This window comes from Ruminiclostridium hungatei, from assembly GCF_002051585.1.
GTDB lineage: Bacteria > Bacillota > Clostridia > Acetivibrionales > DSM-1351 > Ruminiclostridium > Ruminiclostridium hungatei.
Genome location: NZ_MZGX01000012.1, coordinates 74,819 through 99,045, shown reverse-complemented (window position 1 = coordinate 99,045; position 24,227 = coordinate 74,819). Strand labels below are relative to the sequence as shown.

Annotated in this window: 21 protein-coding genes; 3 read left to right on the top strand and 18 right to left on the bottom strand. The window is 41.7% G+C overall.

The window, feature by feature from the left end:
• Position 1 precedes the first annotated feature (1 nt).
• The 3 genes from lepB to CLHUN_RS10345 form a co-directional block, all read right to left on the bottom strand.
• The gene (gene lepB, locus CLHUN_RS10355) at positions 2-574 is read right to left on the bottom strand and encodes a signal peptidase I (protein WP_080064518.1); all 573 of its coding nucleotides are present in this window, start codon (positions 572-574) and stop codon (positions 2-4) included.
• A 217-nt stretch (positions 575-791) separates the two neighbouring features.
• On the bottom strand, positions 792-2,612 hold the full coding sequence (locus CLHUN_RS10350) for an outer membrane protein assembly factor BamB family protein (RefSeq protein WP_080064543.1): 1,821 nt from the start codon (positions 2,610-2,612) through the stop codon (positions 792-794).
• Between the two features lie 142 nt (positions 2,613-2,754).
• A complete protein-coding gene (locus CLHUN_RS10345) occupies positions 2,755-4,590 on the bottom strand; it encodes an outer membrane protein assembly factor BamB family protein (RefSeq protein WP_080064517.1) in 1,836 nt (611 codons plus the stop codon).
• A gap of 348 nt (positions 4,591-4,938) precedes the next feature.
• Between CLHUN_RS10345 and CLHUN_RS10340 the strand changes: the two genes are divergently transcribed.
• Both CLHUN_RS10340 and CLHUN_RS22695 read left to right on the top strand, forming a co-directional pair.
• Entirely contained in the window at positions 4,939-7,551 is a 2,613-nt protein-coding gene (locus CLHUN_RS10340) for a cation-translocating P-type ATPase (RefSeq protein WP_080064516.1), read from the top strand.
• Positions 7,552-7,767: 216 nt separating this feature from the next.
• On the top strand, positions 7,768-7,893 hold the full coding sequence (locus tag CLHUN_RS22695; RefSeq protein ID WP_278247534.1) for a hypothetical protein: 126 nt from the start codon (positions 7,768-7,770) through the stop codon (positions 7,891-7,893).
• A gap of 299 nt (positions 7,894-8,192) precedes the next feature.
• On the opposite strand, the gene CLHUN_RS10335 is transcribed toward CLHUN_RS22695, so the two are convergent.
• The 15 genes from CLHUN_RS10335 to CLHUN_RS10265 all read right to left on the bottom strand — a co-directional run bounded on the left by CLHUN_RS10335 (position 8,193) and on the right by CLHUN_RS10265 (position 23,482).
• Entirely contained in the window at positions 8,193-9,347 is a 1,155-nt protein-coding gene (locus CLHUN_RS10335) for a Gfo/Idh/MocA family protein (protein WP_080064515.1), read from the bottom strand.
• A gap of 35 nt (positions 9,348-9,382) precedes the next feature.
• Positions 9,383-10,297, bottom strand: coding sequence for a sugar phosphate isomerase/epimerase family protein (locus CLHUN_RS10330; RefSeq protein WP_080064514.1), 915 nt, complete (start codon positions 10,295-10,297; stop codon positions 9,383-9,385).
• Between the two features lie 165 nt (positions 10,298-10,462).
• Positions 10,463-11,488: a LacI family DNA-binding transcriptional regulator gene (locus CLHUN_RS10325; RefSeq protein WP_080064513.1), complete on the bottom strand. Its 1,026-nt coding sequence runs from the start codon at positions 11,486-11,488 to the stop codon at positions 10,463-10,465.
• Between the two features lie 179 nt (positions 11,489-11,667).
• The gene (locus CLHUN_RS10320; RefSeq protein WP_080064512.1) at positions 11,668-12,498 is read right to left on the bottom strand and encodes a sugar phosphate isomerase/epimerase family protein; all 831 of its coding nucleotides are present in this window, start codon (positions 12,496-12,498) and stop codon (positions 11,668-11,670) included.
• Between the two features lie 18 nt (positions 12,499-12,516).
• Complete coding sequence (locus CLHUN_RS10315; protein WP_080064511.1) at positions 12,517-13,545, bottom strand: zinc-dependent alcohol dehydrogenase; 1,029 nt, start codon at positions 13,543-13,545, stop codon at positions 12,517-12,519.
• 32 nt (positions 13,546-13,577) lie between these two features.
• Positions 13,578-14,558 carry an ABC transporter permease gene (locus CLHUN_RS10310; protein ID WP_080064510.1) on the bottom strand — a complete coding sequence of 327 codons (981 nt, stop codon included), beginning with the start codon at positions 14,556-14,558 and terminating at the stop codon, positions 13,578-13,580.
• Positions 14,559-14,569: 11 nt separating this feature from the next.
• A complete protein-coding gene (locus CLHUN_RS10305; RefSeq protein WP_133051106.1) occupies positions 14,570-16,069 on the bottom strand; it encodes a sugar ABC transporter ATP-binding protein in 1,500 nt (499 codons plus the stop codon).
• Positions 16,070-16,141: 72 nt separating this feature from the next.
• On the bottom strand, positions 16,142-17,161 hold the full coding sequence (locus tag CLHUN_RS10300) for a sugar ABC transporter substrate-binding protein (protein ID WP_133051105.1): 1,020 nt from the start codon (positions 17,159-17,161) through the stop codon (positions 16,142-16,144).
• A 10-nt stretch (positions 17,162-17,171) separates the two neighbouring features.
• On the bottom strand, positions 17,172-18,002 hold the full coding sequence (locus CLHUN_RS10295; protein ID WP_080064507.1) for a sugar phosphate isomerase/epimerase family protein: 831 nt from the start codon (positions 18,000-18,002) through the stop codon (positions 17,172-17,174).
• A gap of 292 nt (positions 18,003-18,294) precedes the next feature.
• Complete coding sequence (locus tag CLHUN_RS22525) at positions 18,295-18,585, bottom strand: polysaccharide deacetylase family protein (protein WP_242656490.1); 291 nt, start codon at positions 18,583-18,585, stop codon at positions 18,295-18,297.
• A complete protein-coding gene (locus tag CLHUN_RS10285; protein WP_080064506.1) occupies positions 18,564-19,115 on the bottom strand; it encodes a CBO0543 family protein in 552 nt (183 codons plus the stop codon). Before CLHUN_RS10285 ends, CLHUN_RS22525 begins: the two co-directional genes overlap by 22 nt.
• Before the next feature lie 55 nt (positions 19,116-19,170).
• A complete protein-coding gene (locus tag CLHUN_RS10280; RefSeq protein ID WP_080064505.1) occupies positions 19,171-19,716 on the bottom strand; it encodes a CBO0543 family protein in 546 nt (181 codons plus the stop codon).
• 203 nt (positions 19,717-19,919) lie between these two features.
• On the bottom strand, positions 19,920-21,644 hold the full coding sequence (locus tag CLHUN_RS10275) for an NADH-dependent [FeFe] hydrogenase, group A6 (RefSeq protein ID WP_080064504.1): 1,725 nt from the start codon (positions 21,642-21,644) through the stop codon (positions 19,920-19,922).
• A gap of 99 nt (positions 21,645-21,743) precedes the next feature.
• Positions 21,744-23,018, bottom strand: a complete 1,275-nt coding sequence (locus CLHUN_RS10270; RefSeq protein ID WP_080064503.1) for a complex I 51 kDa subunit family protein — start codon at positions 23,016-23,018, stop codon at positions 21,744-21,746.
• 2 nt (positions 23,019-23,020) lie between these two features.
• On the bottom strand, positions 23,021-23,482 hold the full coding sequence (locus CLHUN_RS10265; RefSeq protein WP_080064502.1) for an NADH-quinone oxidoreductase subunit NuoE family protein: 462 nt from the start codon (positions 23,480-23,482) through the stop codon (positions 23,021-23,023).
• A 414-nt stretch (positions 23,483-23,896) separates the two neighbouring features.
• On the opposite strand from CLHUN_RS10265, the gene CLHUN_RS10260 reads away from it, so the two are divergent.
• A complete protein-coding gene (locus tag CLHUN_RS10260) occupies positions 23,897-24,103 on the top strand; it encodes a hypothetical protein (RefSeq protein WP_080064501.1) in 207 nt (68 codons plus the stop codon).
• Positions 24,104-24,227: the final 124 nt, after the last annotated feature.

The window sequence follows — 24,227 nt, the reverse complement described above, 5'->3', positions numbered from 1 at the left end:
CCTAGAATCCTAATTTGAATAAATATTTCCCTATAACATGGTCCAGGGGAATACAGCCTATAACTCTGCTGTCCTTACTGTCATTCCTGTTGTCTCCCATAACGAACACATTTTTTTCAGGCACGGTAATTTTTTCATCGGACTGATACAGCATTGGCTCCTTTATGTAGCTTTCCTCCAGCACGGTTCCGTTTCTCACAACTTTCCCGTCCTTGAATTCCAATACATCTCCTGGTCTGCCTATCACTCTTTTTACCCAGAAGATTTCATCAATACTTCCTCTGATTTTTGTGACAATCAGGTTATACTTGAGAGGGTCGGTGATATTATCCATAAACTTTCTCTCCCTTTCCACCCTGCTGTCAATTACAACTATATCTTCGTAATTCGGTACTTTGTGGAAAATATTCTGAGTCTTGTTAATAATAATTTTGTTTCCATTGTGCAGAGTATTTTCCATTGAGTGACCATCTACGCTTGTAGGCTGAAAAAGAAAAATAATTATAAGCAATGCCACAATTATTGAAATGATAACAGTACCAAGCCAGCTTGTAATTTCTCTTAAAATCTTCATATAATCTCCATTCCGGTATTGGGGAAAATTTTCTATACCGTTGATTTTTCTTTATGTCATATCTCCCCATTTATTAGACAGTTGAGACACGAATTTGGTTCCAATGTATGAAATCCAGACTCCGCCATCCAAATTATTCTAATTATAATACATTTGCGCAGGTTTTTATACACCTAAACTATTAATTTTTCCTTAACAAATTACGGGCCGGAGAAGGTCATTTGACTTTTATTCCGAATATCTTTCTGGCATAGCTTCCCACTACTATGGTATCGTCGTATATTGCAGGGGAGGATTCCACATTTCCCTGGAGCGGAACAGAATCAAGAGTCTTTCCGTTCATGGGGTCAACCAGGTGCATATATCCTGAAAAATCGCTGTAAACCATGTAGGTTTTACCGTCTGAACTCTTAAAATCAAGAGGAGAACACCAACTGTAAGAGGCAAGCTTCTTTTTCCATATCTCCTCCCCCGTTTTCTTGTCCAAGGCAACCATGGTGCCGTCGCTGTTGGAGCCTGTAAAACAGATGTTGAAGATAACCATATTGCTGATATCATCCTTGCCGATTACGGGAGTACCCAGCGCTCCCCCGTTAATATAGTAATTATATACGCACTGGTAATTTTTCTGCCAGATAAGTTCACCTGTCAGAGCATTCAATTTCCTTATATTGCAGTCGGCAACAGGTACCTTGCCGTTTTCTCCGCGCTTGTCCACCTGATTTGCAGTATAGAGGAAAACTCCCTCCTTGGTTTCTTCTATAACAATAGTGGCGTCCGTGTCGTCATGGGTCTCATATATCCAAACAGGCCTCATTGTGTTGATATCCAGGCATTGAAGCGTTCCGCCGTTGTCACAGAAATACATGTAGTTCTTGTATGTTGCAGGTGAATTCTCTATACCCTGTTCATCGTTAAAAGGACTTCTATAACGGTATTTGGTCAACTGTGGAGCTATGGACAAGGTTCCTGCCGACTTGTCAAACCTGGTATTCAGCTTGACCCTGTACACCAGGCCGTTTTCGCCGCAATTGAGCAGCGTGTCTGTTTTGCTGTCCAGCAGCGCGGAGGAATCATTTGCACCCCAGCCTCTGAATGCAGCCTCATCCCTTCCGAAAATGGAATAGAGCTCCTTCTGGTCAAGCAGATTTATAATCCTATACTTATACTCTGCAAATTTTCCGCTGTTTTCATTAATGCCCATTCCGGTATACAGTATGGGATAGCCTCTGGGGTCCACCATTCCCGTACCCTTTATGGGATACCCGATTTCAATCTTATTCCTGGTGGGCTTTCCCGTTGCAAGGTCAAGAAAATATATATTTCCGTCAAGAGCGGGATATATTACTTCTACCAAATCCTTGGCCTTCATTTCACCGTTGATATTCATGAGCTTTCTCACATCTTCCGGCCAGTGAATAATAAGCGGCTGTCCAGTCCAGCCTGTGCCCGGCCAATAGCTGTTGTGGGCGGAAATTGCCCCCAGACCGTCTTTTTCCCAGACTATTTCAAGCTTTTTTTCTGTGACGGTTCTGGTACCAAAGGCTGCACTGTCTCTATAATTGTTCCCTCTGAAGGCGGTAACCCCTTCCAGCTCGGAATATTCCGATGACGGTCCGAATTCAATTTTGTTTTTTTTGCTGGGTTTGAATTCCTTCAAGGGTGTGTTGTTACGGAAGATCCACGACTGCATGCTCAACCCGTTTGAAAGAGTATTGTCAAGAGCAAAATCAGCAAATGCCTTTTTACCTCCAAAATCCGACTCTTCCGTCCAGGAGGATTTTAATTTTTCGGAATCTGTCAGTTCGGCAGGCATGGGGTCCGCAACCGGCTCGGGTTCGAGCTCCTCTTCAGCCTCTTCCGGCGTACCTGAAGAATTGGCAATACCTGATGCATTTGATGTGGTTTTTATACTGTCCCGGTCTGAATCAAACAGTTTGCTCAGTCCAATCCAAATGCCGGTTGTTATCAATGCCAGAATAATAATCGTCATAACAGCCTTTAATCTATTTGTTGCTCTTCTTTTGTATCTTCTCATAATTATTTCCATGCCCTCCGTCTCGCACAAAACTCCATGAAAGTCACGGCATGGAATCGGTGCCACATTTTTATTTGCTTCAAAATTTCTTCAACCTTTCCTCTCAGTCTTTTGACGCCGGCTCATACAAATCTGCCGGGACCTACTTGATTTTTACACCGTATATCTTTTGGGCATAGGTTCCAACAACAGCCATATTGTTATATACCGAAGGAGAAGCTTCAACATTTCCGCCAACGGATATCTTGTCCATATCCTCTCCCGTCATGGGGTCAATCAGATGCATGTCTCCTTTGAAGTCACACAGCAGCATATAGGTTTTGCCTTCCTCAGACATAAAATCCACAGGAGAACTCCAGCTATAGGCATCCAGATGCCTCTTCCAGACCTCCCTGCCGGTTTTCTTGTCCAGAGCAACCAATGTGCCGTCACTTGTGGAGCCTGTCAGCGCAATATTAAATATGACAACATCACTTATATCATTCTTGCCAACTACAGGCGTTGCTAACGCACCGCCGTTAATATAGGACTGATAGACACAGGAATAGTCCTTTTGCCACACAAGTTCACCGGTTAAAGCATTCAGCTTTCTGATATTGCAGTTGGCTCTTGAGCCGGCTTTTCCCCTTTTGTCGATTTCGTTGGCTGTGTAAAGGAATACACCCTCCTTCGTCTCCTCCAGAGTTATTGTACTGTCGGTATCGTCACCGGCATTGTATATCCAAACCGGTTCCATTTTATTAATATCCAGGCACTGGATGGTGCCTCCGTTGTCGGCAAAATACATAAGATTCCTGTAGAAGGCCGGTGAGTTTTCTATTCCCTGTTCGGCACTGTAGCTGCTCTTGTAGCGATACTTTGTCACTGTGGGCTCAATGGAAAGGGTTCCTGCCTTGCTGTCAAATTTGGTGTTCAGCCGGGCCTTGTATACCAATCCATTTTCACCGCAGTTTATAAGGGTATCCGTATATCTGTTCAGCATTGCCGAGGAATCATTTGCTCCCCAGTTGCGGAAGGCAGCCGGATCATTACCCGGGAAGGAGTATATTTCCTTCTGGTTTATAAGGTTAAATATCCTATATTTGAAGGAGCCCTTCTTACCGTTTATTTCATTCAAGCCCTGCCCTGTATAGAACAGGGGATAGCCTCTGGGATCAACCATGCCGGTGCCCTTTACCGTAAAGCCAATATTCATCTTGGGCCGGGAAGGCTTCCCTGTCTCCATATCAAGGAAATATACATTCCCGTCAAATACAGGATAAATAACCTCTACCAAATCCTTTGCCTTCATATCGGCATTGATATTCATTACCTTCCTTACATCCTCGGACCAATGCACCAAAAGCGGCTGGCCTGTCCAGCCTGCACCCGGCCAATAACTGCCTACCCCGGATACTGCTCCTATATCATGGGTCCAAACTATTTCAAGCTTCTTTTCCTTTACACTTGCCTTTCCCCATGAGGGCGCCGTTCTATAGTTGTTGCCTCTGAAGGCGGTAACGCCTTCCAGCTCGGAATATTTTTCAGGTGAGCCGAATGCCGTATTATAGGGAGGCTCATAGTTTTTTACCGTTTTGTTGTTAACCAGGGTCCAGTAGGAGATTTTACCCCCATCCTTATACAGCTTCTGCCAGGCTCCGTCACTCAGAGCCTTTTTCCCTGTCATGCTTTCAGGATTTCCCCACGAAATCAACAGATCATCCGGGTTTTCACTTTCGGGAGGCGGGCCTTCCGAAACTTCAGAAGGTGTCTGACTTTCCTGTGACGGTTCATTTCCTGATGCTCCCCCAGCCTTTGTAGTATCCGCTGCCCCTGTATTCTTTCCGGTATTGCCTGCTTGTGTATAGCCTGCTGAATCAAGCCAGGGCAATTTTCCGCTGAACATTAAATATACTGCGGTCAGGGCTATAAGTAAAACAGTAAAAAACACCGTAATCACAGGCAAAAAACTGTTTCTTTTTTTTCTATTTGGGCTCATGTTTACCTCCTGAGCGTTTGCCGCTGAAAACCTTTATTTGACAAACCCTTTTGATATTATATCAGAATAGCACTTAAAATTACATTTCATTTTTGCTAAATTTTTTCTTAAGATTTCCTGTGGCTTTGTTCAGATTTCTCCCTCCATTTGTTAATTTGCTGTTAACATGTAAAATATTTAATTGTAATGTATTTCCTGCTTATGTATAATAATTTTAACTTTCAATCCATTTCCGAATACATTTCCTGAAAAGAGCAAAGATTAAAATTATCTTATTTCATTTAATTTTTGGTATTTAAATTTATTTCAGTTTATAGATTTAAATATACCACACAGAGGGGGAGTCACATGAAGAATATTTACAGCTACCCGGCGGAGGAGGTTCTTAAGGAGCTTAAAACCAACCTTAACGGTATTGCCGACAAGGATATTGCCGGCATACGGGAAAAATACGGCTATAATGAACTGCAGGCCGGGAAAAAGGCCGGCTTTATAAAGGTTTTCCTGGGGCAGTTCAAGGATTTTCTTGTAATCATACTTTTAATTGCCGCCATAGTTTCCCTTTTTCTCAGGGATTATGAAAGCGCAATAGTTATTTTCGCAGTTACACTTTTAAATTCAATTTTGGGTACAGTACAGCATTTCAAAGCTGAAAAATCGCTGGAAAGCTTGAAATCCCTTTCCTCTCCCGTTGCCCGGGTAATAAGGAATAAAATGAGGGTTGAAATCCCCTCCAGGGAAGTTCTGGTGGGAGACATACTTTTACTGGAAGCCGGAGATTTTATCAGCGCAGACGGCAGAATAATTGAGAACCACAGCCTTCAGGTAAATGAAAGCTCTCTTACAGGGGAGTCTGAAAGTGTTGTGAAAACCGTTGATATCATAGAGGGTACGGATGTTCCCATAGGGGACAGGAAAAACATGGTCTTTACAGGCAGCCATGTCACCTACGGCAGAGCTGTTGTGGCTGTCACCAGCATTGGCATGTCCACTGAGCTCGGCAAAATAGCCTCTCTGATGGATGCTGCAGAAAACAAGCAAACTCCCCTTCAGGTGAGTCTGGACAAATTCGGCAAAAAACTTGCAGTAGCTATTCTTGTACTGTGCGGAATAATATTGGCAACTAATATTATAAGGGGCTATTCAGTAATAGATTCCTTTATGTTTGCAATAGCTCTGGCCGTTGCTGCAATACCCGAGGCGCTCAGTTCCATAGTGACCATTGTGCTGGCCATAGGTACGCAGAAGATGGCAAAGGAAAACGCCATAGTCAGAAAGCTGCATGCGGTAGAAAGTCTCGGCAGCGTGTCGGTTATCTGTTCCGACAAGACGGGAACCCTGACTCAGAATAAAATGGTTGCAAAAAAAGTCTTTGTGGGCTGGAAAACCTTTGATTCTGACAAGCTGGACATGGAGGACACCCTCCAGCGTTCTGTGGTGAAAATAAGCATACTGTCAAGTGACGCCACCATCAACGATGGAACAGCCGTAGGTGATCCCACGGAGGTAGCTTTTATAAAGCTTGCAAATGATTACCGTTATGAGGAAGAGGATGTCCGTGAGGAATACGCCAGGTTGTCGGAAGTGCCCTTTGACTCGGACAGAAAGCTGATGAGCACCCTGCACAATATAGACGGTCAATACCTGATGTTTACCAAAGGTGCTCCGGATGTGATACTGGGCAGGTCAAAAAGCGTTCTGACCGAACATGGCGAAAAGCCTATGGAGCAAGGCAATATAGAATTCATAGAAAAGGTGAACAGGGAATTTTCACAGGATGGCTTGCGTGTGCTTGCCTTTGCCCAAAAAAGCTTCGATTCTCAGACCAAGCTGACCACCGACCATGAAAAGGACCTTACCTTTGTGGGGCTGGTTGCCATGATAGACCCTCCCAGGGAGGAATCAAAGCAGGCGGTGGCCGACTGCATACGTGCGGGTATAAAGCCTGTAATGATAACCGGGGACCACAAGATTACGGCCTCGGCTATTGCGCGGCAGATAGGCATTATGGATGAAAAGAGCCATGCAGTGGAAGGCGTGGATGTAGAAAAGATGTCCGACGAGGAATTGAAAAGCAGAGTTCAGGACATATCAGTATATGCCCGCGTCTCCCCGGAGCATAAGATTCGTATAGTAAAAGCCTGGCAGGATAAGGGAAATGTGGTCTCCATGACCGGAGACGGTGTAAATGACGCTCCGGCTTTGAAACAGGCAGATATCGGAGTAGCCATGGGTAAGGTGGGAACCGAGGTGGCCAAGGATGCTGCCTCAATGATTCTGGTGGATGACAACTTTGCAACAATTGTAAAGGCAGTTTCAAACGGAAGAAGTATTTATGCAAATATAAAGAACTCCATCAAGTTCCTGCTGTCCGGCAATACCGCCGGCATACTTGCAGTCCTCTATACTTCGGTACTGGCTCTCCCCCTGCCGTTTACGGCCATGCACCTGTTGTTCATCAATCTGCTCACCGACTCAATGCCGGCAATAGCTCTGGGTCTGGAGCCATACAGGAAAGACGTGCTGAATTCAAAGCCGAGGGATATAAATGAGCCGCTGCTGAACAGAGGCTTCCTGCTCCACGTCATATTTGAAGGAGCCGTAATAGCCGCCGCTGCCCTTGCCGCCTTCTATTACGGCCTGAGCGTTGGAAATCCTGCGCTGGCCAGCACCATGGCCTTTGCCGTACTGGCACTGGCCAGGCTTATACACGGCTTTAACTGCCGTTCAAAGTACCCATTGTTCAAAATAGGGTTCTTCACAAACAAATATCAATGGGGTGCAGTCTTACTGGGAATGGCGCTGCTTATGCTGGTATTGGCCGTTCCGCCCCTTCAGCACCTGTTTGAAATCGATACCCGCGTAATAGACCACCTGGGGATTATAGGGTTGCTGGGCCTGACGCCCTTTGTGGTAATACAGCTATATAAGACAATCTTTACAGGTATAATGAAAAGGTGATAATCAAATAATACTAGTGGTCTGTGACAGCTAAAACGTATATTGCCGGCATGAAAATTTTTTACAGGATAAGGCGAGGCCGGAGGCAATACCGTATGTATTGGCAAGAACGACAACGAAATTCTGCAGGAATTTAACCGTCGGCAATATGTGACTTTTAGGTGTTACAGACCACTAGAGGATACTGATAGAAGCTTGATGTTCAGGGAGGATTTTATGGGAAAGAATAAAAGTACTAAATCAGACGGTAAAAGAAACTTTGCAGATACCCAGAACCTTGGCAACAAAACCCGTTATCCAGTAGGCGCAGAGCCAAATGTAAAAACTTCGTCACCTAAATGAGCAGCAGGTACAAATCCCCGGTATCATGGTATGCTACCCCATATAGGAATTGTTACATTTCAATGTCGTATATAGGGGTAGCATACCATCAGGCATTACTGTCCTGCCGGGGATTCTTTTAATATCAACTGCATTTGACATTTTTAGACGGTGTGAAATTTTCTCTGTAAATTGACTGTTTGACGGTATATAGAATATCTGCCATACAAACTGATATTATCCGGCTTTCGGTTGAAGGGCACAAAAACCTCCTATTATAAATTTTAGTTTCTATAATAGGAGGTGCTTTACTTCGGGTTTTAAAGCTTGATCCACTTTTCATCTCTGGCTGATTTTATCATGTTCTCACACAGCAAAAGTTCCCTGTGTCCATCCTCAAAGGTTGGAAAATCCGGTGTTTCTCCCTTCAGGTAGCCTTTTTCAGATATATATCTATAAAGCTTTGCAAACATCTGCTTGGATGTATCGGGGAAGCCCTCATTGTGTCCTCCCGGGAAGCTTGCTATTTCCCTTCCGGCAGGCAGCATAAGAGATGGGTCCCTAAGAAGTATTCCATTATCCGCATCACGTCTTCCTATCCACAACTCGTTTGGTCTCTCTGAATCCCAGCCAATGGCCTTTTTGGTGCCATAAACCTCAAAATACAGCCTGTTTTTTCTTCCCGCTGCTACCTGGTTCACTGTCATTGAACCGTGAGCACCGTTATTAAACCTTAAAAGTACTGTAGCATAGTCTTCCGTTGTAATTTCTATTTCTTCATAATCTTCTGCCGAAAGGCTCTTGCCCGAATATGTCTCTATTGGCTTTAAAGGCTTCTTCCTGATGGGGTGGAAAGTAGCCAGGTCTGAGCAGAGCTCTGTAACCTTTAGTCCGGTGGTAAATTCTACGAGATCCATCCAGTGTGAGCCAATATCTGCAATAGCTCTTGACTCACCACTGAACTCAGGCTGTAATCTCCAACTGAAATCCGTATCATAGAGAAGCCAATCCTGCTGATACGATCCATTTATTGCAAGGATCTTTCCCAATTCCTCATTCTCAATCATCATCTTTACATGATGCATGAGCGGGTAGAATCTGAGGTTAAAATGCAATGCATTAACAACCTGCTTTTCTTTTGCTATTTTTATCATTTCTTCTGCTTCAGCAGTGTTCATGGCCATAGGCTTTTCACATACGACATGCTTTCCTGCCTCCATTGCATCTTTTGACATAATGTAATGAAGATGGTTTGGCGTGCAGATATGCACTACCTCGATTTCGGTATCTTTCAGCATTTCCCTGTAATCTCCATAGTACTTTCCAATGCTTAAAAGCTCGGCTTTTTTCCTTGCAACCTCTTCATTCATATCAGCAAGAGCAACCACCTCTGCATAGCCCAACCTTCTTAATGCCTCTATATGTGCAGGTCCTATGAATCCTGTCCCGATTATCCCTACTTTAACCTTTCGCATAAAAATGTCTCCCATCTCTTAATCTCTGATATTCATTAATATAAAAACTGATTTATATAGTTCCGGCTTAAGATAACAGCTTTCTTCCTGTCTTCAAACGAATCTTCAAATGCCTTGTCTTCTACTTCTATACAAACTGCTCCCTTATATCTTATATCAGCTAAAGCTGAAATGAATTTACTCCAGTTAACATCACCCAATCCGGGGAGTTTTGGAGAAATATATTCCAAAGGAGTTGCCAAAGCACCTACATTATCTAACTTGTCCTGATATACTTTTATATCCTTTATATGCACATGAAATATTCTATCTTTGAAATCATAGATGGGCTTGATATAATCCATCTGCTGCCACAACAGGTGTGATGGGTCATAATTAAGTCCGAAATTATCAGACGGTATTTCTTCAAACATTCTCTTCCATATTGCCGGTGTAGATGCCAGATTTAACCCACCGGGCCATTCATCCTTTGTAAAATACATGGGGCAGTTCTCAATGCCGATTTTTATATCATTTTCTTCTGCAAATTTAATTATTGGCGTCCAAACTTCCTTGAACAGTTTTATGTTGTCTTCAACAGTCTTATTCTTATCTTTTCCGATAAACGTGTTCACATTTTTCAGGCCAAGCTTGCTTGCTGCTATAATTATCTTTCTGATATGCTCTATATAGAATTCCCTTTTTTCTTTATCCGGGTCAAGAGGATTGGGGTAATAGGACAAACCGGATATTCCTACAGACTTCATCTTTAAATACCCGTCGATATACTCAACCTTTTTATCATCAAGAGCAGATACATCTATATGAGTGACACCTGCATACCGCCTTTCTGCCTTACCAACCGGCCAGCACATTAATTCAACACATTGAAATTTATTCTCACCGGCAAAATCTATTACCTCTTCAAAGGAAGAAGTGTCCAGAATAGCACTTACGAACCCCAGTTTCATTTTTACCTCCAGATTATGATCTCATATCAATCATTTTTTATTTTCAGGTCTTTTAGCTCTTAAACGATAATTTAGTTTACATAATATACGGAAAAGATACATTTAATCAAGTGTGCATTTTGTTGTATATTTTCAGAATCGAAAAAAGCTTTCTTTACAGACCTGTTATGATATTTGCGATTTGATATTGCTAAACCTTTTTACTGTAGATTCACGAATCACCAATTCATGTTCTATAATAACTTCCCTGTTGTTTTTAGCATCTTCCTTCATCTCTTTAATCAGCATCTCCATAGCTATGCACCCCATATCATAGCTGGGCTGGACAATGGTGGTCAAGCTGGGATTCATGACTCCTGCAAATTCAATTCCATCAAACCCGGCAACCGCAATGTCGTCCGGGACACATAATCCCTTGCTGTTTATGGATTTAATAGCCCCGATAGCTAAGACATCAGACATGGCAAAAACTGCAGTTGGACGGTTTTCTGTATTTAAAATTGTTTCCATGGCTCTCATCCCCATTTTGAAGCTGCTGGTTTCACTATTGTAAATCAGGTTTTCATCCGTATTTATTCCAGCTTCTTGCAGAGCATCCACATAACCTTTATAACGGAGTTTGGTAGATGATAAATGGCTATCTCCGGCAATCAGAGCAATCCTGCGGTGCCCAAGAGCTATCAAATGCTTCGCAACTGTTTTTGACGCCAAATAATTATCAATCATAACATGTGGAACTTTTACCCCTTGTTTATATTCACAACAAAGAACCAAATCATTTTCTTCCGCAACAACATTCAGTTCATCCTTTGTCATTTCAGAATCAAGCAGAATAGCTCCCCGGACCACCTTTTTTGCCAGCAGGTCTATATAATTTTTCTCCCTGATCAAGTCGGAGTCTGTATTGCAAAGCATAATGCTATAATTATGTTTTTGAGCAACATCCTCTATTCCTTTTACAATAGTTGCATAAAACGGATTTGATATAGATTGGAGAAGCACCAGTATACGGTTTGATTCCGCCCTTCTTAAATCACGGGCCAGGTTATTTGGATGATAATCAAGTTCATCAATAGCCTTTTTGACTTTTTCTACAGTTTTTAAGGATACAGTATCAATTTTATTAATAACCCTTGACACAGTGGCAACGGACACCCCTGCCTTCTCTGCTACATCATGTATTGTTGCCATATAATTGAACTCCTTCTGTTTTCTTATAATGCTGCCAAGTAGTAAAATATGTCAATATTATATCGCACTTATTTTTAATTAAGCAATACCAACTACATAACTTGTACTTAACAGCATTTAAGAATTATGACAGGGATATATCTATATCTCAGCCGTTTTGGAGCTTAAACTCCATTGTACTAAATTACACTGCTTTCAACCGTTTTCATATACTTCAGTGCATGCTCGGCATATTCATCCATTAGCTTTGCGTGAGTTCCCATATCAGAAGCAGCATACGGGTTTGCTATCTTAGGGAGAAATTCCATAGTGAGCGGTCCCTTATAATTAATATCTCTCAGGACGTAGAGAATTTCTTTGAAATCGGTATTTCCAAGGCCTGCCGCTTCTCTTGTATTATCCGCAATATGCACGTGCATCAGATAGTCTGCAACCATTCTCAGACTGGCACCTAAGTTTTTTTCTTCTATACTCATATGAAACAAATCTGCCATTAAGCCCACAGCGGGATGATTTATTTCCTTTACAAAACGTAATGCCTTAGTAAGATCATTCACCAAATATGTTTCATACCTGTTAATTGCTTCTATCGCAAGACAAATCCCTTTATTTTTAGCATACTCTGCAGCAATTCTTATATTATTTACCGCATTGGCCCATGCTTCCTCATAACTGCAGTCACCAGACGGCTCTGTTTTTCCCACAGGTGATGGCACGACTATTATATAGGGTGCTTTAACCTTTACGGCAAAATCAACGCAATCTTTTAAATATTGAATTCCGCCTTGAGCTTCCTTTGCGCTCAGATCCCTGTCTGTTGTGAATATCCCGCATAAAGAAGTGCATAACATCCCGTACTTTTCCATCAGCTTAACCAACATATCCTGGTCGGTTGTATAAGGCTCTGCTGCAAATTCAATTCCATCATATCCATATTTTTCAAGGCGCTGAAAACTGCATTCTATATTTTCATTTCCAACAATCCATTGTGTCATGCTGTAACGGTACATACGGTTCCTCCTTTTTACCTATTTGCCCGGATACATGATTACTTCCAGGGCCTCACCCTTGCGCATCGCTTCCAACCCTACAGCAAAATCCGTCAAAGGTATTCTGTGAGTGATAATTTTTTCTACGGGGATCAAGCCTGCCGCAAGTAATTTTACTGTTGCAGGTAAAGTAAAGGTTCCAATATAGTTGCCGAATACTGTTAAACCGTTTCTCGTAATATCATTTTGACAGATAGTCTGTCTAGCTGCACCGTTTTGTCCAAACAGTACTATACGCCCTGCACGTCTTGTGCATGCAATTGCATCGGGAGACAATACGCCAACTGCATCAACTGTTATGTCTGCTCCAAGGCCGTTGGTTTCTGCCAATACAGCTTCCTTCAGGCTGGTTTCCAATGGATTTATAACAACATCCGCTCCACATTCGCGGGCATAATCGGCACGGAACCCGGAGGGTTCGGATACAATTACCTTGCCGGCTCCATTACTCTTGTAAAGCATTGTGAAATACAAGCCGATGGGACCTGCCCCAAGCACCAATACTGTTTCACCAGGCAATGCACGGACCTTATTTACAGCTCCCATTACACAGTTAACCGGTTCTGCAAATACTGCAAGATCAGCAGGCATATTGTCAGGAATCTTTACCAGGCCACGTTCGGGTGCTACAAAATAATCTGCAAAAACTCCGTCAATTGTCACTCCAAGGATAACGTCATTTTCACACATATTTGGAACGCCGGAACGGCAATAATGGCAATATCCGCAAGAAATATTCGGTTCAAGCACCACTCTGTCTCCGGGCTTCAGCCCGCCCACACCGCTTCCCACTTCCTCTACCTTCCCCACACACTCATGACCTAACACTATGCCTTTAGTCCCAATAAAGCCGGGAGGATTTCCAAGCAAATGCACATCTGTTCCGCAAATACTGCAGGCTTCTACTGAAACCAGTACATCGTCAGGCTTTACAATTTGAGGAACTGCTCTTTGTCCTATCTCATAGGTTGCGATATCCTTAAAAGTAACTGCATTCATTTTTTTCATGTTTATTATCTCCTTATATCAATTTATTTTTATCAAGCTGATTTAGATGCTTTTTTATCCAAAAATACTGCTATAAGAATAATGATACCTTTAACCAACTGTTGCCAGTATGAAGAAACATTAAGCATGGTCAAGCCGTTATTTAAAACTCCGATGACCACAACACCGGTAATTACTCCCCAAAGCTTTCCTTTTCCTCCCGTTAAACTTGTACCACCAAGAATAACAGTGGTTATGACATCCAGTTCGGCTCCGTTACCGGCGTTTGGGAGACCTCCGCCCAAACGGCCTGCAAGGATCAATGAGCTCATGCCCATAAGAAATCCTGAAATTGTAAATACTAAAATCTTGATTCTATCGGTTTTGATACCTGACCAGCGCGTCGCCTGCTCATTACCTCCTGATGCGTATACATACCGGCCGAAGCGGGTAAAATTTATAAGGAAAAAGCCTATTATAAATACAATAATCATTATTACTATAGGCACAGGAATAGTTTTAAATATATATCCAGAGCCAAACCAGGTGAATTTAGGATTTACAACACCTATGGGAGTGCCGTCTGTAATTATAAAAGCGAGACCGCGGCAAACACTCATAATTGCCAGTGTTGTTACAAAGGCCGGTATTTTACCTTTAGCAGTGATAAATCCACTGGAGAAGCCTATAACAGTACCAAGTGCCAATGCAGCGAAGACTGTGATGACTGCATTTTCGGTTGCTCTGAATATAACTGCTGCCATGACCCCGATAAATGCATATACAGAGCCTACGGAAAGGTCAATATCGCCCAGCAATATTATCATAAACATCCCAACTGCCGCTATCGCCGTAACAGATACCTGTCTTAATACATTAATCAAATTTGAACTTGTCAGAAAGTTATCCGACAAACTGGAAAACAGAACTATTTGTATCAGCAGCACCAATACCAAAGTAAGCTGCCTCATTACGTCAGAATTCTGAAATGCTTTATTTTTTATGAATCTATTATTAACAGTTTCGTTTTTCATATATCTTCTCCCTAGCTTATAGCTGCATGCATAATAGTTCCCTGGTCCAACGCTTTAACCGGAGCTTCCAGCTTTATTTCCCCATCATGCATAACCAATACACGATGACTTACCTTTAATATCTCCGGAAGATCGGAAGAAATCATGATAATACTCATACCTTCCCGTGCAAGCTGGCGCATAACATTGTAAATCTCTGCTTTTGCTCCTACATCTATACCCCTTGTAGGTTCATCAAGAATAAGTACATCCAGGTTCATAGCAAGCCATTTCGATATAACAATCTTTTGTTGATTGCCGCCGCTAAGCCTTTCAACCAGTTGAGTCTGTCCGTGGGTTACAATTGAAAGCCGCTTGATATAATCTGCTGTCATACTTATTTCTTTATCACGTGAGGGTAATATCCATGACATATCACGAAGTTTAGCCAGAGTAAGATTGTCCCTAACATTCAGTTTCGTAATGAGTCCAAGTAATTTTCTATCTTCCGGGACCAACCCAATATTATTGTTAATGGCATCAGTCGGTGAGTTGATTTTTAATTTTTTACCGTTTTTGTAGAGACTGCCTTCTCCAATTGGATCAACTCCAAATATAACTCTGGCCAGTTCAGTCCTACCCGCCCCTACCAGGCCGAATATCCCGAGTATCTCTCCTTTGTAAGCCTTAAAATCCAGCTTTGCACCAAAGCTCCCTACCGATATATTTTTTCCTTCCAGCATTACTTCTTCCTTGTATTGATTATCTTCACTAAGGTCACCGGCAACAAATTCCCTGCCGATAATCATGTTTACAAGCTTCTTTTCATCTGTATCTGAAACATTAACAGTATCAATCATCTGACCGTCTCTAAATACTGTGATCCGGTCGCCAAGCTCGAATATCTCTTCCATACGGTGAGATATATATACTATACTTACTCCGTTTTCTTTCAGTGCCCGTATAAGTGCAAACAATGCAGTTACTTCTGTTTCGGACAAACTTGATGTGGGCTCATCCAGAATAATAATCTTGGCATTGTGGGAAAGGCATTTTGCAATTTCTACACATTGTTTTTGCGCTACTGTCAAAGAACCAACTATAGTCTGAGGTGAAACATTCTCCAGGCTTACTCTTTTTAATTGTTTCCTTGCTTCAGTCTGAATGGCTCTACGGTCCAAAATAAGACCTTTCCGGGGCTCATAGCCTATGCAGATATTTTCTGCAACAGTCATGTTTTCCATCAGATTAAACTCCTGGAATACCATGCTGATCCCCTTTTCCAGTGCTGCCGATGGACTTTCGATCTCAACCGGCTTAAGTTCACCGGTATCATCCTGTAGATAAATTTCACCTTCGCTTTTTTGATAAACGCCGGCTAAAATTTTCATCAAGGTAGACTTACCCGCACCATTTTCCCCAATAAGCACGTGAACTTCACCTTTTTTAAGGTTAAAATCCACTTTGTCCAGTACTGTTACGCCTGAAAAGCGTTTTGTAATGTTACACATGCGTAAAACTGTATCATTCACAATAACATTTGCCCCCAGTCTTAATTAAAGAGCTGCCACCTCCACCTGCAAAGATGGCAGCCTTTTTATTATTTACTTACCAAGATACTTTTGATCTCTGTCAATAATTTTTTGAACATTATCTATGGTTACAAGTTCAGCATCAATTGCTATGTTCTTTACTGCTTCACCCTTTAGGTGTTTTACAGCAGTAGTAAGTGCCTGATATCCCATTTCATACGGATTCTGAGCAATTGTTGCTTTCAAGTTGGTATTATCTGCAATTGCCTTCATTACTTCACTGTCTGAGTCAACTGAAACTACATAAATATCTTTACGGTTTACAGCTTGTGTTGCAGCATATGCTCCTAATGCATTTTCAGCATTGGAACCAAATATTGCATTTAAATCTTTGTTTGCTTCAATGATATTTTCAGATTTCTCCAAAGACGTATTACGGTTTCCGCCTACATCCTGATTTGCAACAATTTCAATGCCCGGATATTTTGATGCAATTGTGTCAACAAAACCTTTTTCTCTTTCTTTTGTCGCAGAAGCGGCTGACCAACCTACTACCGCAATTTTACCCTTGCCGTCAAGCAGCTTTCCAAGATATTCTGCTGCTTTAACACCTATCTGGTAGTTATCGGATGCAACGTGAGCTACCACGTCAGTACCTGTAATACCGATATCGCTTGTCATAACAGGAATGTCCTTGCTTTTCAGTTCGTTAACTGTAGGAACAATTCCCTCTGAGTTATTTGGACCAACAATCAGCATATCCATTCCCATTTGTACAAAATTTTCTATATCGGCAACCTGTTTTTGTTCGTTGCCATCGGCAAACTGGTATTGGAATTTAACACCAAGTTCCTTTGCAGCCGCTTCACATCCTAGCATTTCCAATTCCCAGTGCTGTACTTTCCCATAACCGGCTGAAAAAGCAACAAACATTTGTTTTTCTTTTGATGAATCTTTACTTGTGTCAGCCTCGGAGCTTGTTCCGCATCCTGCAAAAGCAGTGATTATCAACGAACAAATAACTAAAATGGCAGCAATTCTTTTTTTCATTATATTTTCCCCTTTACTTTTAGTATTTTTTTGTCTTTCCAATTATTTTTTGTTATTTTATTTTTTCAAAAAGGTTTTTCAAAAAAGTAATAGATTCCTCACTATATTGGTCGTAAAATTCCTCACAGCGTTTACCGGAGAAAGGATTGGCCGCTGCCGGGAGTAATTCCATTGAAATCCAGCCGTTATATCCTATATCACGAAGGGCCTTTGCTATTTCGTCGAAATTTATATGTCCTCTTCCGGGAGCAGCTCTGTTGCTGTCAGCAATATGCAGGTAGTAAAGCTTGTTACCTACCTTACGTATTGCATCAGCCATATCAATTTCTTCGATATTCATGTGATAGGTATCCCCCATGACTCCGACATTTGGAAGATCAATATCGGTTACCATCCTTAACGCTTGTTCAAGTCGATTAATCAGGTAAGTTTCATAACGGTTCCATGCTTCAAGTGTCAACCGTATTCCTTTTTCCTTTGCATATAAGCCCGCTTCTCTTATTCCTTCTACAGCCCAACTCCATTCTTCCTCTTCACTTGCTTCAGCGTTGATTTTCATACAGGCTGTGGCTTGTACCGAAATTGCTTTCGCACCAATGGCTGCTGCAAAATCTACACAGCTTTTCACATAGGCGATTGCATTTGCTCTGATAGCAGGATCACTGGAAACGAAATCGCGTTGCTCATTAAATATTGCGCAAATGGATGAAGCTTCAATATGATGTTCTTCCAAAAGCCTGCAAATCTTTTCGGCGTCATACTGCTCAGGTTCACCAACAAAATCCACGCCATCGTATCCAAACTTAGCCAGCCTGGCAATGCCCGCGCTGATGTCTTCTCCCGCATATACCAGCGTATTGTAGGAGATATTAATGTTACCCATCGACTTATACCCTCCTTTTTCTTGTTTAAACTGATAATTGATTAGCATATTTAAAAATGTAATCCTTTACATTTTATTATAATGATTTTTTATACCTTGTCAACTCTTATGTTAACTTTTCTTTCGTTTTTTTAGATGTTATGTACATAACTTGTTTAATTCAGGCCATTTCATTGTACATTTGTTCTATATATTAACATTCTTTTTTCTTTTATTTTTACAATGTTTTTATGTAATTGTTTACATTAAGGGCTGGTAAAGATACTTTTTTACATACTTTAAATAGCTTTTCCTAATTAACATGGTTTATGTCAATTTTCTTACTTATTATTGGAAGTACAAGAGAATTTAAGTCTTCTTTATATGCAATAATCTTTATTGTACATATGGCTGTAGAATCATTCAATTTTTGTCCAATCATCATAAATGTTGCAGGTACTTTATATTTGTCAAGTTTATCCAATACTAACGGTGTAAGCGCAATATCCGGCCCATCATCAAAGGTCAGAGCGACAATTTTATTGTTTGTTTTGACAGGAAGAGAACTTATTGGCTCCATTTTTACTTTGAAGAATTCCCACATATTTTTTCTACTGCAAATTTGTTTGCCACAGCTATCAATATATAAATGGGCAATCCATAGTAACTGCGCCATTCAAACATTTGGTATATGCCTATCCATACAAACAGCGGCTCCATTATAAAACAAAAAATAACTGACATCAAAACCGTGGCAGCAAAAAAGCTCTTCCATCTCTTGAAATACTGGTATATCAGCGAATAAATAAGAGGAAGACATGCAACATCAATAGCTGACAAAGGCGGAAACAGAGGTATAAGGTCGTACGGATAATCCCATAAGGTCAATTCCTCTCCTATTTCATCCAATACCAGGGTCCATATTATAATAAAGGAAACGTATAAGGTTATTTCTCTTAATCTGCTTTTATCTACGGTCTTACACCAGACAAATACCGAAAATAGAAACATTGCCAACAACAGCCACCATTTCCCGTGAAATAGAATTCTGTCAAACCAATCATCAATACGGACCTCTGCCAACTGCTCCTGAACCTTTACGGCAGATTGTGCAAATAAAGCTACTCCAGGCATCTTTAACTCCTTCAATTTTTATTATATTGCTTCCTTTTACAATACCTGTATTTGTCTAATTATTTTTCTTTTCAATATTCCTTATTGTATTGGTAAGATACCATACGAAAATAGAGATCAGGGCATATAGCGGGAAACTATAATAATGTCTCCACTTGATTAAATGATAAAAGCCTGCCCGGGAGAGCATGGGCTCCAAAACAAAACATATAAAGGCCGAAATTATGATTGAAGCCCATATAAACTCCTTACGCTTCTTACAATATTGATAGGACAAAGAATATAAAACAGGCAGGCAAATCAGATTAATAGCTGATAAAGGCGGAAACACCGGTACGGCATCTACCGGATATTCCCATAGTGTCAATTCCTCTCCATACTCGACAATTCCCAGAATAAATATATAGAACATGCCCCCATACAGGGAAATATCTTTTAGCCTTTGCTTATCGGCTGCTTTCCACCAAATGAAAAAGAGGGCCAATATAAAAAAAATCAGCAGAAACCATTTTGGATGATATACAACATTCTTCAGCCAATTTTCAATGTGGATTTCTGTCAACTGTTTTTGAATTTCTACATCTTTTGGAATATTGGTCATTGTCGTCTCCTTGGAGCCATGATTTCTATATTCCTAGTATGTCTCAAAAAGTTACAACTATTAATCCGGCACAAATTTAGTTATGCTAATCACACCGGCCAGCAGGTTCCAGCTTTGCCGGATATGCGGTGCACAAACACAAAAAGGACTGCGCAAAACCAAAAGGTGGTTTTGTGCAGTCCTTTTTTATAAAGTTAATAAAATTATCTTGCAATATAGTGTGTGTGCAGTAATTTATGGGCCAAATGGTCTCCCGCTTCCCCCAGGTATTCCGCATAAAGCTTCTGTATTTCAGGGTTTTCATGTGACTTTCTGGTAACACATGCCTTGTCGATATCATAAAGCCCTTTGATTCTTGCAGCTTTTACTTCGTCTGTGGTATTCTTATCCTTTATGATGGGCTGTCCGCCTCCATTTATACAGCCGCCTTCACAGCCCATCACCTCAATGAAGTGATACCCGGCTTCGCCGGACTTAACCCTGTCAAGCAGCTTTGACGCATTTCCTGTGCCATTTGCAACGGCGACCTTTATATCCATTCCGGCTATGCTTACAGTTGCTTCCTTTATTCCCGCAAGACCTCTGACTGCTGTATAATCTATGGCGTCCAGTGATTTTCCGGTAAGCTTGTCGGCTACGGTACGCAGTGCCGCTTCCATAACTCCGCCGGTGTTGCCGAATATGGTACCTGCTCCGGAATAAGCTCCGAGAATACTGTCTCTTTTGCCGTCTTCAAGTTCATTAAACTTTATACCGGCCTGACGGATCATCCTTGCAAGCTCTCTGGTTGTGATAACAGCATCTATGTCCTTGAGGCCGTCTACCTGCATTTCTTCCCTGTCTGCTTCATATTTCTTTGCAGTACATGGCATTACCGATACTACAAAAACATTCTTAGGATCAACGTCGGCCTTTATGGGATAATAAGATTTTGCCACTGCGCCAAACATTTGCTGGGGTGATTTGCAGGTGGACAAATTCTCCAAAAAGTCGTGGTAGTTGTGTTCGCAGAACTTTATCCAGCCCGGTGAACAGGAAGTAATCATAGGAAGCTTTCCACCGTTCTTTATTCTGTCCAGCAGCTCGTTGCCCTCTTCAATAATGGTCAGATCGGCACTGAAGTTTGTATCAAATACCCTGTCAAAGCCAAGTCTTCTCAGTGCGGTAACCATTTTGCCTTCCACATTTGTTCCGGGAGCATAGCCGAATTCTTCCCCAAGAGCAACCCTCACTGCCGGTGCAGTTTGGACGACCACATGCAGGTCCTGGTTTTCAAGCGCCTTCCACACCTTTGCAGTATCATCCCTCTCAGAAAGAGCACCTACCGGACATGCCTTGATACACTGTCCGCAGTTGATGCAGTCATGGCCTGCGAGTCCTTCCTCATAGGCGGTAGTAACTGTCATATGGGCGCCGCGGTAAGCATAGTCTATAACACCCACATCCTGTATTTTTGAACAGACACTTACGCATCTTCCACACAAAACACACTTGTTGGGATCTCTTACAATAGGGCCGGAGGTGTCTATACAGCCTTTTTCCACCTTTCCGTTATAGGGCAGCCTGTCTATTCCGTTATCGTTGCAAAGGGTTTGCAGCTCGCACCTTAAGTTTCTGGAACATGAAAGGCATTCCCTGTTGTGGTTTGACATAATCAATTCCAGGATATTTTTTCTGGCTTCTCTTACAGTGCCGGTAGAGGTTTTTACCACCAGACCCTCGGATACCTTTGTCACACAGGCAGGGTGCAAGCCCCTCCAGCCTTCGACCTCAACTACGCATACCCTGCAGGAGCCCGGTTCGTTGACACCCTTCATGAAACAAAGTGTAGGTATATTTATATTCAGCTTTTTAGCTGCTTCAAGTATTGTAGTATTTTTTTCAACCTCCACTGCAATACCATCTATAGTAACATTGATCATTTCCATTTTTTTGACCTCCATCTGCGTGCTCTTTAGCACAAATTAATTCACGGGAAAAAGTACGTTAGCGTTTTTCGTATGTGAAACAAGCTTTATAATGAAAGCCTATCTCATTTTGCATACACCTGTTCTACATGTACCGTTGATATGTTCCAGGAACTCTTCCTCAAAATACTTGATGAGTGTCAGCAGCGGCACAGGAGCACTTTGACCAAGTCCGCAGAAGCTTGAGGTTTTCATGGTCTGCGCAAGGCTCTTCATCTTGTTGAAATCCTCCATAGTCGCAGTTCCTTCTGTAAACTTGTCGACAAGCTCAACCAGTCTATAGGTTCCTTCCCTGCAAGGAGTACATTTTCCGCAGGATTCCTCCTCAAAAAATTCCATGGAGTTTTTAAGATAATCAACAGCACAGTGACTGTCATCTACAACTACAACCGCGCCTGAGCCCAATGAAATACCTGCTTTTTTGAGATCATAGTAACAAATCTTGGTGTCCAGCAGGCTTTCAGGGAAACAGCTTCCCGACTGCCCTCCAAGGTGAACAAACTTCAGCTTGCGGCCGTTTGTCACTCCGCCCCCAAGGTCGTATATAAGTTCTCTTAAAGTCATGCCGAAAGGAATTTCATAAACTCCTCTGTTCTGAACATTACCTGACAGGCACATTAACTTTGTACCGCCGCTGAATTCAGTACCCTTTTTGCTGAAGGTATCTCCGCCGTCCTTGATTATCCAGGGAATACATGAGTAAGTTTCAACATTGTTTAATATGGTAGGCATCTGGTACAAACCGCAGTTTTTGATATATGGAGGCTTCTGCCTTGGTCTTCCGGTCTTGCCTTCTATGGATTCAACCAACGCGGTATTTTCTCCGCAGACATATGCTCCTGCTCCTGAAACCACCTTGAGGGTAAAATCAAAACCCTCTCTGCCCAGTATGTTCTTTCCAAGGTAGCCGGCTTTTTCAGCATTTTTTATAGCGCTGTCAACAATTTTCTGAATGGCGGTGTATTCACCTCTGATGTAAATATAGCCTTCCCTTGCGCCCATGATGTATGCACCGATTGTCATACCTTCGATAAGTTCAAAGGGGTCTTCTGAAAGGATATGCCTGTCTTTAAATGTACCGGGTTCGCCCTCGTCACCGTTACAGACCATGTATTTCGGGCCTCTCTGAATAGCGTAGGCCTGCTCCCATTTTATACCTGTGGGGTAGGCAGCTCCGCCTCTTCCGAAAAGATTTGCCTTTTTTATCTCTTCAATGGCATCCACGTGTTCCATGGCCATTGTCTTTTTCAAACCTTCATATCCGCCCGCAGCAATATATTCTTCCACGCTGTCAGGCTTTATTTTACCGAATCTTGCGCTCAATACCTTATCCATGATTATTGTACCTCCCTATAAGTGTTTACTATATGGGACAGCTTTTCGGGCGTAAGATTTCCGTAAACCTTGTCACCTATCTTTATTGCCGGTGATATGTCACATGCTCCAAAACAAGCTGACTGTATCAATGTAAATACTCCATCTTCCGTTGTCTGACCGGGTTTAACCTGCAATTCCTTTTCAAGCATAGCCAATAAGCTGCCGGCACCGGTCACATGGCATGGAGCACTTTTACAGACTTCCACAACATATTTTCCCCTTGGCTCAGTTCCAAACATGGAATAGAAAGTAATTACGCTATATACCCTGCTCAAGGGCATATCCAGCTCAACTGCTACAAACTCAACCCATTCGTGGGGCAAGGAATTTGTTCCTGATAAGTTCTGCAGTTCCAACATGACCTGAATAAGATTGTCTTTTGAATTGCCGTGGCGATTCAACACTTCTTTAACCTTCTGCATTTTAGCCTCCTATAGCCTGTAACGGCCCCTTATAAATAAAAAATACAATTCTTCATCTCAGTTCCAAAACCATCTGTCTGGCCGGATAAAGATTATCCGATACTTCCGCCCACAGTACTTTGTATACAAACACATCCCAATAAAAAACGAGCTTGTCAAATACCGTATCTCTAATATGCGAAATTTTTAACATTCTCAATTATATTGTAAATTCTTAAGATAACATTGTCAATTAGAGTTTGATATTTTTTTCACAGAATTTGAAAATTTTTTAACATACTTTATTGTTATTTATTTGTCATTCAAAATCCCTGTAATACCGATGAAATCTCATGTATACATGCATAAAGCCTTTACTCCCGGCAAAAAATGTATTAAAATAAATACATAATAAGCCGATTGGAGTGGTGGTCAATGTGTAATACGTGTTCTGCCGAAATAAAGCATCGAAATTCGCACCATACCGAATGCTGCACCTGTATGAACGGATATCCGAAGAAATGTGACTGCGGAGGTCTTATTCATGTGGAAGAGACGGTCAGTGAAAACTTTGGAACTCTTGTTGTTTTCAGATGTGACAAATGCAATTTTGTTTTTGATATCCAAGAAGAGGAATATTGATATTACAGTAAAGAAATGCAAAAAATAAAGGAGCTGTTGCAAAGCACAAATAAATTATTTAAATCGCCTTACGCCGGTTCCGGCGCACGGGCATGTGATTTATAATAATTATTGCTTTGCAACG